At 69.5% G+C, this 11,641-nt stretch carries 9 protein-coding genes; 4 read left to right on the top strand and 5 right to left on the bottom strand.

Annotation, left to right across the window (positions count from 1 at the left end):
• The first annotated feature begins 322 nt into the window (after positions 1-322).
• Entirely contained in the window at positions 323-1,789 is a 1,467-nt protein-coding gene (locus tag ACZ5CR_RS36070; RefSeq protein WP_468865552.1) for a non-reducing end alpha-L-arabinofuranosidase family hydrolase, read from the top strand.
• Positions 1,790-1,848: 59 nt separating this feature from the next.
• Here the strand turns inward: ACZ5CR_RS36070 and ACZ5CR_RS36065 are convergent, their stop codons facing one another.
• The 4 genes from ACZ5CR_RS36065 to ACZ5CR_RS36050 all read right to left on the bottom strand — a co-directional run bounded on the left by ACZ5CR_RS36065 (position 1,849) and on the right by ACZ5CR_RS36050 (position 6,530).
• Positions 1,849-3,201 (bottom strand): MFS transporter, encoded by a 1,353-nt coding sequence (locus ACZ5CR_RS36065; RefSeq protein ID WP_468865549.1) that lies wholly within the window; start codon positions 3,199-3,201, stop codon positions 1,849-1,851.
• A 44-nt stretch (positions 3,202-3,245) separates the two neighbouring features.
• On the bottom strand, positions 3,246-4,826 hold the full coding sequence (locus ACZ5CR_RS36060) for a sulfatase family protein (RefSeq protein ID WP_468865547.1): 1,581 nt from the start codon (positions 4,824-4,826) through the stop codon (positions 3,246-3,248).
• 105 nt (positions 4,827-4,931) lie between these two features.
• A complete protein-coding gene (locus tag ACZ5CR_RS36055; protein WP_468865545.1) occupies positions 4,932-5,498 on the bottom strand; it encodes a PadR family transcriptional regulator in 567 nt (188 codons plus the stop codon).
• 72 nt (positions 5,499-5,570) lie between these two features.
• Positions 5,571-6,530, bottom strand: coding sequence for a formylglycine-generating enzyme family protein (locus tag ACZ5CR_RS36050; protein ID WP_468865543.1), 960 nt, complete (start codon positions 6,528-6,530; stop codon positions 5,571-5,573).
• A 101-nt stretch (positions 6,531-6,631) separates the two neighbouring features.
• On the opposite strand from ACZ5CR_RS36050, the gene ACZ5CR_RS36045 reads away from it, so the two are divergent.
• Positions 6,632-8,407 carry a sulfatase gene (locus ACZ5CR_RS36045; RefSeq protein ID WP_468865539.1) on the top strand — a complete coding sequence of 592 codons (1,776 nt, stop codon included), beginning with the start codon at positions 6,632-6,634 and terminating at the stop codon, positions 8,405-8,407.
• Between the two features lie 10 nt (positions 8,408-8,417).
• Here the strand turns inward: ACZ5CR_RS36045 and ACZ5CR_RS36040 are convergent, their stop codons facing one another.
• A complete protein-coding gene (locus ACZ5CR_RS36040) occupies positions 8,418-9,011 on the bottom strand; it encodes a TetR/AcrR family transcriptional regulator (RefSeq protein ID WP_468865536.1) in 594 nt (197 codons plus the stop codon).
• Between the two features lie 94 nt (positions 9,012-9,105).
• Between ACZ5CR_RS36040 and ACZ5CR_RS36035 the strand changes: the two genes are divergently transcribed.
• Positions 9,106-9,912 carry a class II aldolase/adducin family protein gene (locus ACZ5CR_RS36035; protein WP_468865535.1) on the top strand — a complete coding sequence of 269 codons (807 nt, stop codon included), beginning with the start codon at positions 9,106-9,108 and terminating at the stop codon, positions 9,910-9,912.
• 314 nt (positions 9,913-10,226) lie between these two features.
• Complete coding sequence (locus ACZ5CR_RS36030; protein ID WP_468865533.1) at positions 10,227-11,621, top strand: alkyl sulfatase dimerization domain-containing protein; 1,395 nt, start codon at positions 10,227-10,229, stop codon at positions 11,619-11,621.
• Positions 11,622-11,641 lie beyond the last annotated feature (20 nt).

Raw genomic sequence — 11,641 nt, 5'->3', positions numbered from 1 at the left:
TCCCGACACTTTCCGGAAGCCCAACGAGTCGGCGGCGAACTCCTGACGCCACTGCCGATGGACGCCGTAGGGCCCGGGACGGGGCATTGTGTGCGGTATTTCCGGTCGGCGCGACAGCCTGACGAGCCCAAGGCGGGAGGGGCCGTTTGTAGACAGATCGGCGCCAGGCCTTGACCGGAGGGCCTCGCATTCCTAGCTTGTGGCGTCAATGAATCCGGGAACTTTCCGAAACATTTTCGGGCTCGCCCTTGCCCTCCCTACCCGTGGCCGCTCCGCGGTTCATCGGGGCCACCTCGCCCCCGCCCCTCAAGGAGTCCCTCTGATGTGGTTCCGCCATCCGTCCCCGGTCCGCCTGAGACGCTTACTCGCCGTCTTCACCCCCTTGCTGCTCGTGGCCACCTTCCTCGGTGCCCATCCCGCCGGCGCGGCGACCGTAGCCCCCGACACCTCGTACGTGCTGGTCAACCGCAACAGCGGCAAGGCCCTGGATGTCTACAACTCGGCGACCGACGACGGCGCCCGCATCACTCAGTGGGCCAGGAACGATCAGCCCCAGCAGCAGTGGCAGTTCGTCGATTCCGGGGACGGCTACTACCGCATCAAGTCCCGCCACTCGGGCAAGGTGCTCGACGTCCACAACTGGTCCACCGCGAACGGCGGCGCGCTCGTCCAGTGGACCGACCTGAACGCCACAAATCAGCAGTGGCGGCTGGCCGACAGCTCGGACGGCTACGTCAGACTCATCTCGCGCCACAGCAACAAGGCCCTCGAAGTGCAAGGCGCCTCCACCGCCGACGGCGCGAACATCGTCCAGTACGACGACTGGGGCGGCACCAACCAGCAGTGGAAGCTCGTCAAGGTCGGCGGGGACACCCCCGGCACCTGCGATCTTCCGTCGACGTACCGATGGTCGTCCACGGGCGCGCTGGCGCAGCCCAAGCCGGGTTGGGCCTCGCTCAAGGACTTCACCGTCGTCCCGTACAACGGCAAACAGCTCGTCTACGCGACGACGCACGACACGGGGACGAGTTGGGGTTCGATGAACTTCGGCCTGTTCACCAACTGGTCGGACATGTCATCGGCCAGCCAGAACACGATGTCTTCCGCCACCGTCGCGCCCACGCTCTTCTACTTCGCGCCGAAGAACATCTGGGTGCTCACCTACCAGTGGGGCGGGACCGCCTTCTCCTACCGGACGTCGAGCGACCCCACCAACCCGAACGGCTGGTCATCACCGCAGGTGCTCTTCTCCGGAAGCATCACCGGCTCCGGAACAGGACCCATCGACCAGACGCTCATCGGTGACGGGACGAACATGTACCTGTTCTTCGCCGGTGACAACGGCAAGATCTACCGGGCCAGCATGCCGATCGGGAACTTCCCGAGCAGCTTCGGCGCGAACTCGACAGTGGTCATGAGCGATACGACGAACAACCTGTTCGAAGCCCCGCAGGTCTACAAGCTCCAGGGCCAGAACCGCTACCTCATGATGGTCGAGGCGATCGGCTCGCAGGGCCGCTACTTCCGCTCGTTCACCGCCACCAGCCTGAACGGCTCGTGGACACCCCAGGCCGCGACCGAGAGCAACCCCTTCGCCGGCAAGGCCAACAGCGGCGCCACCTGGACCAACGACATCAGCCACGGCGAACTGCTCCGCACCAGCGCCGATCAGACCATGACCGTCGATCCCTGCAATCTGAAGTTGCTCTACCAAGGACGCAGCCCCAACTCCGGCGGCGACTACGGCCTCCTGCCCTACCGTCCGGGTCTGCTGACACTGCAGCACTGACGGCGTGCCACGGGTCCGGCCCCGAGAGGGAGCCGGCGGGGCGGGCTCGGCGATGGCGGTCATACGCGGTCCGTTCGTCCGCCGGCAGCGGCGCGGCGGGCCAGTTCCGCCTGGAGCGCCGCTGCGTCGCGCGCGTAGGGCCGGTAGAGCAGTGTGATCAGGGCGCCGTTGGCCAGCATGAGGACGACGGTCAGCCACAGGAAGGCCGTCTGCAGGCCGAACGCGTCGCCGAGGTAGCCGACGAGGAGGGAGCTGAGGGCCCATCCGGCGGCCTCGGCGGAGAGCATCAACGCGAAGGCCGCACTGCGCAGTTCGGGTACCACCACGGCCATCACCACCGGCCGGTTGATGCCGGGATTGACGCTCTGCGCGGCGCCGAGCAGGCTGAACAGCACCATGTACACCCACAGCGGGCCCCAGTCGATCTGGGTGGCGACGTAGGCGAGCACGGCATAGGTGAAGATCCCCGTCTGCATCGCCGCGATCCGGCCGGTGCGCGGGTGCCGCCGGTGGACCCGGTCGGCGACGAAACCGCCGAGGAACGTGCCCAGCAGGTACATGAGGGTGACGGCCGGTGTCACCAGGGAGGCGGTGGCGTTGCTGAAGCCGCGCTCGTCCACCAGGAAGGTGACCCCGAAGCTGATCAGGATGAACTGCCCGGTGGTCAGGCGCTGTACGCAGATCAGGAACAGGGTGCGGTTGCGCAGCAGGCCGCGGAGCTGCGCCCGGGTCAGCCGGGGCGCGGCGGTCGGTCCGAGCCTGCCGCCTTCCGTGGCGCCGACGCCGGGGTCGTGCAGGAAGGCGAGGATCAGCACACCGAAGACCACCTGGACGGCGCCGGAGGCGAAGAATCCGTACCGCCAGCCGTTCTCCACGTCCGCGAGCAGGCCGAGGGCCGGGCCCGCGATGCCGATGCCCAGTGCGGCGATGCCGTACAGCACGCCGGACGCCCGGCCGCGGTTGGCGTCGTCGAAGAGGTCGGCCACCAGGCCGTTGACGAGTGGGCCGCCGCCCGCGATCCCGGCGGCGGCGATGGTGGCCAGGACGATGAGCTGAACGAAGCTCTGGGCCAGGCCCATGGCCGCGGTCCACACGCCCCAGAAGCCGCAGCAGACGGCGAGAACGTTCTTGCGCGGCCAGCGGCGGGCCAGAGCGACCCACAGGGGCCCGGCGACGACAGTGATCAGCTTGCTCGCGGCGACCAGCTGGCCGAGCGCGGCGAGCGGAAGACCGAGGGCGGCACGCAACGCGGGGAAGAGGACGGACAGGACGCTGGACTCGCTGTTGTCGACGCTCAACAGCCCGCCCAGGAGGGCGAGTTGACGCCATCGACGGGGGGCTGCGGGTGGTGGCGCCTTCGTGAGCGGCGGGATGGATTTCGCTGGTACGGGTGGTACGGCATCGGTCGGCACCGCGGCTCCTTTGCCGGTGCGGATACGTGCGCGGATGAGGAGGCTCAGCTGCCCTGCTGGGCGGAAGTGCGCTGGTCACGGGTCTGCAGCAGATGGACCCAACGGGCCATGAGCTCGGCGGTGCGCGGGCGGTCGGGGGCGTGCCAGGACACGGGGATGTTCAGCGTGGCGAGGCGCTGCTCCAGGTCGTCGGCGAGATGGGCGCGGCCGGTGTCGCGCAGGTGCGCGGCGTAGCGGGCGGGGTCGTTGTAGTACGTGGGCCCGGTCTGCAGGGTGGCCTGCATGGGGTCGGGCAGGGCGCCGGGGCGGCCCGCGTACTCGTGCCACCACTCGGCGAGACGTGACCGCATCCGGGCGGCGATGTCGGGCTCCTCGGCCATCAAGTCCCGTGTCAGGTAAGGGTCCTTGGCGGTGTCGAAGAGCTGCTCCCATTCGGTGCGGAAGCTGCCGGGGTGGTAGGTGCGGATGTAGAGGTGGTCGCGGGTACGGACGGCACGCTGGTAGGTGTGGGCGCCATGACCGAGGACGACGTACTCGCGCGAGTCGATGCGCTCGCCGCGGATCGCGGGCGCGAACGACTCCCCCTGCCAGCCGGCCGGGACGTCCAGGCCGAGCAGCTCGCACAGGGTGGGTGCGAGGTCGATGTTGTAGAGCAGGGCGTCGTTGCGGCGGGCCTCGTCGGACAGTCGGTCGGTGAGCCCCGGCCAGTGCACGATCAGCGGGACACGCTGGACGGGCTCGCTGGCGTGCCCGTGTTCGGCGTACGAGCCCAGCTCGCCGAAGGACTCCCCGTGGTCGGCGCTGACGATCACCGCGGTCTCGTCGGCGATACCGAGCTCTTCCAGGGTGTCCATGAGGTGGCCGAAGTGGTGGTCCCAGTAGGCGATGGCGCCGTCGAATCCGTTGATCAGGTGCTCGAAGTCGGCGCGGGAGCGGATCGCGTCGGGCATGTTGTGCGGGACGGGCGATGTGCCGGCGCCGTGGATCGAGTAGTGCAGGTCGAGGGCGCTGCGCGGGCCGTACACCTCGGCGTGCGCGGCGATCGTCTCCTCGTCCGGCCAGGACTGCACGGGCCCGGAGGCGGCCATCTCCTTTGTCCACTCGGCGGGCTGCGTGTAGTTGGTGTGCGGGTCCCAATAGGTCAGGTGCAGATACCAGTTGTCGTCGTCGGCGTGCCGGCGCAGCCAGTCGATCGCGGCGCGGTTGACGTCGTGCGCCTCCTCGTCGCCCATCCGGTCGGTGGCGCGGATCGACTCGCGGAAGTTGGCGTGGAAGAAGTACGCGCGGTGGCGTTCGGCGAAGACCGACACGGCGGCGGTGTAGTAGCCGCCGAAGCCGAGGTGCTGACCGAGGAGCGGCCGGTCGGGCTCGGGGCCGTGTCCGGCGTCGAGCCGAAACTGGGCGGCCGGGCCGAAGTGTCCGATCACCCCGTTCGTGATGCCGAACTGGCCGCTGGTCAGCGCGGTGCGGGACGGCAGGCACGGCGAGTCGGAGCAGTAGTAGCGGTCGAAGGTGACGGACTTGTCGGCGAGCCTCTGCAGGTTGGGGGTGGTGGGCCGGTGATATCCGTACGGGGTGGTGTGGTCGGCGCGGAGGGTGTCCACGTCGACGTAGATGATGCGCATGTGCGGCTCCCGGGAGGGGATCGGGCAAGGGGCGACCGCCACGTGGCGGTGCGGCTCGCCACGTGCTGCGGAAGCGGTAGGGGAAGGTCGGGGAAGGGGCGGGGGTCAGCGGCCGAGCCGCGCCTCCAGGCGGGCCTCGGTCAGCTGGAGCCAGGCGATGTAGGAGGCCGCGAAGGCGTAGCCGTGTTCGTGGGCCATGGTGTGCACTTCGCGGGCCCAGTCCCCGTCGACACCGTCGATCTGCGGCTCGTACGGGTCGGGGAGGTACAGCGTGGCACTGAGCGCGTCGTGCTTGAGCCGGTATGCCAGCTCGGTGCGGACGACGTCCAGGGCGATCTCGGGGTCGAGCTGCCCGGCGAAGATGAAGCGCAACTTGAACTCCGGGTCCATGGGGCGCAGCGACGGCTCGTACGGCGAACGCGCCCAGGCGAGCAGCGCCTCCTCGCCCTCCTCGGTGAGCCGGTAGACCTTGGCGTCGGGCCGCCCTTCGCGCGGGTCGACGTCGAAGGCCACCCAGCCGCGCTCCACCAGGGTGCCGAGCCGGCGGTAGATCTGCGGCAGCTTGACGCCGTAGCCGATGTACCGGCCGGGGCCTTCCATCCAGCGACGCAGGTCGTAGCCGGACAGTCGGCGAAGAGCCAGCGCACCGAGGATCACGTAGTCGAGCTGCATCCGGACCTCATATGTTCGCAGTAACCTAGCTAGGCTCAGATTCACCCGCCGCCCGGACGGTGTCAAGAGTCTTCACGCGGGCGCAACGCAGCGGAAACCCGCGTGCCCGCTGGAGCTGTCCGGGCTGTTGGCGGTCCGGGCCGCGACGCGGTAGCGGTTGCAGTACGAGACGTGGCACATGTGCGAGCCGCCGCGGATCGCCTTGTCCGAACCGTCGCGGGGGCCTTGCGGATTGACCACCGGCCGGGCGGGCCCGTGGTCCGTGGTCCACCAGTCGGCGCACCACTCCCAGACGTTGCCGGAGGTGTTGTACAGGCCGAAGCCATTGGGCTCGAAGGCGTCGACGGGGGCCGTGCCGCGGTACCCGTCGGCGGCGGTGTTCTTCGTGGGGAAGGTGCCGCGCCAGATGTTGCAGCGGTGGCTGCCGTCGGGGTCGAGCTCGTCGCCCCAGGGGTAGCGCCGCTGCTCAAGACCTCCGCGGGCGGCGTACTCCCACTCGGCCTCGGTCGGCAGCCGCTTGCCCGCCCACGCGGCGTACGCGGCGGCGTCGTTCCAGGACACGTGCACGACCGGGTGGTCACCGCGCCCCTCCGGCGTGCTGCCCGGCCCCTCCGGCCGGTTCCAGGCGGCGCCCCGTACTCCGCACCACCAGGGGGTGCGCTCCGGTCGGGGAGCACCGCGCCGCAGGGCCGCGGGCAGGAAGCCTGCGAACACGTACGACCAGCCGATGCGCTCGGCGTCGGTGCGATACCCGGTGGCCGCGACGAAGGCCGCATACCGGTCGTTGGTCACCGCGCACGCGTCGATGCGGAACGGGTCGAGCCGCACGGCCCGCACCGGCCCCTCGCCGTCCCCGGCGAAGCCCTCGGCGTCGTCGGCGCCCATCAGGAACTCGCCGCCCGGTAGCGACACCATCGCCTGCTCATCGCGTACCCGGCCCGGTGCCGCGGTCAGGGGTACGGCCACGGAGACGGCCGCCGGTCCTCCGCCGGTCGGCATGCAGCAGCGCGCGGGGCCGCGGGAATCGCTCATCTCGGCTCTGATCCTCCCGGTCGTCGGGGTTGTCTTCATCGACCACCCCACCTATGTTCGTCCGAACATATCCACGGTGATTCACAACAAGAAAGGGGCCCATGAAGGCGATCATGGTCATGTTCGACACGCTCAACCGGCGCTTCCTGCCGCCCTACGGGGCGAAGGGGACACATGCCCCGAACTTCACGCGCCTCGCCGAACGCACGGCCACCTTCGACACCTGCTACGCGGGCTCCATGCCGTGCATGCCGGCCCGCCGCGAACTGCACAGCGGCCGCCACAACTTCCTGCACCGCGGCTGGGGCCCGCTCGAACCCTTCGACGACTCGATGCCCCAGATTCTCGGCGAACACGGCGTCCACACGCATCTGGTGACGGACCATCAGCATTACTGGGAAGACGGCGGCGCGACCTACCACGGCCGCTACCGCACCTTCGAGTTCTTCCGCGGCCAGGAGGGCGACGCCTGGAAGGGCCACGTCGCCGACCCCGACATCCCAGAAGCACTGCGCGTGCGCCGCGGCGAGGCCTGGCGGCAGGACTGGATCAACCGCCAGTACCTCGACGACGAAGCCGACCACCCACAGACCCGCACCTTCGACGCGAGCCTGGAGTTCCTGCACACCAACCACGCCGAGGACGGCTGGTTCCTGCAGATCGAGACGTTCGACCCGCACGAGCCCTTCTTCAGCTACGCCCGCCACAAACAGCACTACGCGCACGCCTACGACGGCCCGCACTTCGACTGGCCCGACTACAAACAGGTCAGCGAGAGCGACGAACAGATCGACCACGCCCGCCGCGAGTACGCGGCCCTGCTCTCCATGTGCGACGCCTCCCTCGGCCGGGTCCTGGACGCCATGGACGAACTCACGCTGTGGGACGACACGTTGCTGATCGTCTGCACCGACCACGGCCTGCTGCTCGGAGAGCACGGCTGGTGGGGCAAGAACGTCCAGCCCTGGTACGACGAGACCATCCACACCCCCCTCTTCGTCTGGGACCCGCGCAGCCGCGTCCAGGGCGAACGCCGCGCATCCCTCGTGCAGACCATCGACCTGGCGCCCACGCTCCTGGAGTACTTCGGCCTCGCCCCCACCCCCGACATGCAGGGCCGCCCCCTGCTCCAGACCGTCGCCGACGACACCCCTGTACGCGAGGCGGGCCTGTTCGGCGCCTTCGGCGGCCACGTCAGCGTCACCGACGGCCGCCACGTCTACATGCGCGCGAGCGCGGAGCGGGCCAACCAGCCCCTGCACGAGCACACCCTCATGCCCACCCACATGCGCGGCCGCTTCGCCCCCGCCGAGCTCAAGGGCGCCGAACTGGTACCGCCGTTCTCCTTCACCAAGGAAGTGCCGCTGGTGAAGGTGCCGGGCCACGCCATGTCCAACCCGTACGCCTTCGGGACCCTGCTCTACGACCTGGAAACCGACCCCGAACAGCAACAACCGCTCATCGACGACGCGTTGGAGCTGCACATGGCGACGCTGCTCACCGACCTGCTGAGGACCTCGGACGCCCCGCAGGAGCAGTACGTCCGGCTTGGCCTGCCGGAGTCGGGCCCGCTCACCGAGGAGCATCTGCTCGCCCGGGCGCAGCGCCCCCAGGTGGAGGCGTCCACCGCACCCCCGCCCCACCCGGATGACTTCCCCACCGGCCCGCTCAGCGTCCACGTCCCGCTGCGCGACCTGCTCGCGCACGCCGAGGGCGAGCGCATCCTGCGTGCGCACTTGGCGGCACTCCTGGACGGCCCGTTCGCGCGCATGGCCGCGGAGTTGTCCCTGCTCCAGGTCGCCGCGTTCGCGGTCGGCCTCGTCCCCCGCGACCTGCTCCAGGCCATCGCCACGGAACTCGCCGCCGTGGATGCGTAGCCCTGGCCGTTCAGTAGCCTTCGGCCCTCAGGATCGCCGGCAGGAACCGGCGCTGCAGTGCACCGGGTGGCAACCGGTCGGGTTCGACGAGGGTCTGCATCAGCGCGCCTTCATGGAGGGCGATGAGCAGTCGGGCGAGCGGGTCGAGGTCCTGGTTTCCGTGACGGCCGATGCGGGCGGAGAACGCCGTGAGGAGTTCGGTGAGCCGAGCCCGCAGTCGACGATCGCGCTCGGCAAGCCGTTCAGCGGCCAGCGGGTGCCGGATCGCATGAAGGGTGAACTCCGTGGATGCGAGGAACCACAGGCGTTCCTCGTCGCTGCTCCAGGCGCCTGTCAGGCCGTCGAGGGCCTCCTCGACCGTTGAGGCATCCGAGATCGCCGCGTCCAGTCGAGCCACCTCACGGTCGGCATGTTCGTCGAACAGGGCGAAGAACAGGGCCTCCTTGTCCTCGAAGTTCGAGTAGAACGCCCCTCGCGACAACCCGGCTCGCGTGCAGATCTCCTCGATCGACGCGCCGTGGAAGCCGCGCTCCGCGAACACCTCGAGTGCCGCTGCCTGCAGTCTCGACACGCTCCGCGCGCGAGTCTGCGCACCCTTCGCCATGGCCATCCTCCCCGATCCATTGACGGTGCCTGCGGCGCGTGCCAGAGTACCGGCCAGTCATAAATGAACAGACACGTATTTTATGGAGGGCTCCATGACGACACTCGCAGCCGAAAAGCAGGCGGCCCTCGGCACCGAAGAACAGATCGCGGCTCTGAACCTGCGTCCGGCTGGGCTGTCGGTCGAGGACGAGCGGCAGCTGCGCAAGCAGGAACTCGCCGCATCGTTCCGGCTGTTCGGCAAACTCGGCTTCGGCGAGGGAGTCGCCGGGCACATCACCGCACGCGACCCCGGCGACCCGGACCGCTTCTGGGTCAACCCGTTCGGCATGAGCTTCCGGCACATCCGAGCCTCAGACCTGCTTCTGGTCGACGGCGCGGGCCATGTCGTGGAGGGTTCCCGCCCGGTGAACCGAGCGGCGTTCTGCATCCACTCCGAGGTGCACCGCGCCCGCCCCGACGTCGTCGCCGCCGCCCACGCCCACTCGACGTACGGCAAAGCATTCTCCAGCCTGGGCGTCCCCCTCGACCCGCTGACCCAGGACGCCTGCGCCTTCTACGAGGACCACGGCCTCTACGCGGACTACCAGGGTGTCGTCGACGACACCGAGGAGGGCCGGCGCATCGGGCGGGCGCTGGGCCCGCACAAGGCCGTCATCCTGCAGAACCACGGAAACCTCACCGTGGGGCAGACCGTGCCGGAAGCCGCCTGGTGGTTCATCACCATGGAGCGTTCCTGCCAGGCGCAACTTCTCGCGATGGCCGCCGGCACCCCCAAGCACATCGACCACGACAGTGCGGTCGTGGTCCGGGAACAGACCGGCACCCCGCTTTCCGGGTGGTTCCAGCTGCGTCCCCTGTGGGACGAGATCGTCAGGGAAGAGCCCGACCTCTTCGAGTAGCTCATCGGCGACCCCGCCGGTCCCGGCAAGGCCGGTCCCGGGAGGCCCTTGCTGCTGGTCGTGTATTTCACGGCCAGCCTGAGCGGCCGGTGACAGTGCCGGATGCGCGCTGTGGCGTTCGGGCGGCAGGTTTTGTTCGACACCGGGCGGCCCCCTCCTTGAGGTTGTGACACATCACAGAGTGCGTCGGCTTCGACTGTGAGGGTGGAGGGTGTCTCCCGGTCGGGTTCCGACCCAGACTGTACGGACATCAGCGGGCCACCGCAGCGGGCAGCGGGGTGGTCCCCAGCGTGACGCACGAGGAGCCGGACGTTATGGCGGAAGACAATTCCAGCGGTTACATGGGGTACGCGGACCGGGTCTGGTCCGGCGAGGAGTCGCTGTTGGCCCATTTCGCCGGGCAGTTCGCCGACGGCGGTCTTGTACACGTCGGTGATCGGACCGGGTTCTTCCCGGCTTTCGCGAATGTGGCGGTGTTCGACACCGGGGACGGCTTGGTGCTGGTCGACTCGGGCGACTTCCGTACCGCGTCCCAACTGCACGAGTCGGTGCGCGGCTACTCGTCGGCTCCGGTGAGCGCGATTGTGTACACCCATGGCCATGTGGACCACGTCTTCGGCGTGGGGCCCTTCGACAGGGAGGCCGCCGGCGCCGGAACAGGGCGCCCCGAGGTCATCGCGCACAAGGCGGTGGCCGCGCGCTTCGACCGCTACCGGGAGACCGCCGGCTACAACACCTGGATCAACCGGCGGCAGTTCGGCGTGCCCTCCCTGGAGTGGCCGACGGAGTACCGCTACCCGGACACGACCTACCACGACCGGTTGACCGTGCGCCGGGGTGAGCTGACCTTCGAGCTGGTGCACGCCCGCGGGGAGACTGACGACCACACCTATGTGTGGATCCCGGAGCTACGGACCCTGTGCACGGGCGATCTGTTCATCTGGAACTCGCCCAACGCCGGCAACCCGCAGAAAGTGCAGCGCTACCCGGTGGAGTGGGCGCAGGCGCTGCGCGACATGCAGGACCTCGGAGCGGAGGTGCTGCTCCCCGGGCACGGCGTGCCGATCCTGGGCAACGGCCGGATCCGTCAGGCCCTCGGCGACACGGCGGAGCTCCTGGAGTCCCTGTGCGACCAGACGCGCGACCTGATGAACGCGGGCGCGCGCCTCGACGAGGTGCTGCACGGTGTGAAGGTTCCCCCTGGTCTCCTGGAGAAGCCGTATCTTCACCCGGCGTACGACGAGCCGGAGTTCGTCGTACGGAACCTGTGGCGGCTGTGGGGCGGCTGGTACGACCAGAACCCGGCGAACCTCAAGCCCGCCCCCGAAACCGCGCTGGCCACCGAACTCGCCGAGGCTGCGGGTGGTGCGCGGGCGCTGGCGGACCGGGCGGAGCAGTTGCTCGGCCACGGGGAACTGCGCCTGGCGGCGCACCTGGCCGAGACCGCCGCGCTGGCTGCGCCGGCCGACCGCGAAGTCGCCCGGGTCCGGGCCGAGGTCTTTGCCCGCCGGGCAGAGCGCGAGACCTCGACGATGGCGCGCGGCGTCTTCACCTGGGCCGCCGCGGAATCCGCCGCCGTGGCGGCGGGCACGGACGTCGCCACCGAACTGACGCGCAGTGACGAGGGACGGCGACGGGCTGCTGGAGCCATCAGCGTGGGCGTCGTCAACGACGACAGCTGCGGCTGCAGCACACCACAAGGGGTGTGACCGTGGAGGCAGGGAATGCG

The sequence above is a fragment of the Streptomyces sp. NPDC031274 genome (assembly GCF_055570235.1).
Note: the sequence above shows the minus strand (reverse complement) of the source record. Positions and strands in the feature narration are given on the sequence as shown.

What these genes read in the sequence shown, in the direction of transcription:
- ACZ5CR_RS36070 (WP_468865552.1), top strand. Translation starts at nt 323, where the DNA reads ATGTGGTTCCGCCATCCGTCCCCGGTCCGCCTGAGACGCTTACTCGCC.
- ACZ5CR_RS36060 (WP_468865547.1), bottom strand. Translation starts at nt 4,826, where the DNA reads ATGCGCATCATCTACGTCGACGTGGACACCCTCCGCGCCGACCACACC.
- ACZ5CR_RS36055 (WP_468865545.1), bottom strand. Translation starts at nt 5,498, where the DNA reads ATGCAGCTCGACTACGTGATCCTCGGTGCGCTGGCTCTTCGCCGACTG.
- ACZ5CR_RS36050 (WP_468865543.1), bottom strand. Translation starts at nt 6,530, where the DNA reads ATGAGCGATTCCCGCGGCCCCGCGCGCTGCTGCATGCCGACCGGCGGA.
- ACZ5CR_RS36045 (WP_468865539.1), top strand. Translation starts at nt 6,632, where the DNA reads ATGAAGGCGATCATGGTCATGTTCGACACGCTCAACCGGCGCTTCCTG.
- ACZ5CR_RS36040 (WP_468865536.1), bottom strand. Translation starts at nt 9,011, where the DNA reads ATGGCGAAGGGTGCGCAGACTCGCGCGCGGAGCGTGTCGAGACTGCAG.
- ACZ5CR_RS36035 (WP_468865535.1), top strand. Translation starts at nt 9,106, where the DNA reads ATGACGACACTCGCAGCCGAAAAGCAGGCGGCCCTCGGCACCGAAGAA.
- ACZ5CR_RS36030 (WP_468865533.1), top strand. Translation starts at nt 10,227, where the DNA reads ATGGCGGAAGACAATTCCAGCGGTTACATGGGGTACGCGGACCGGGTC.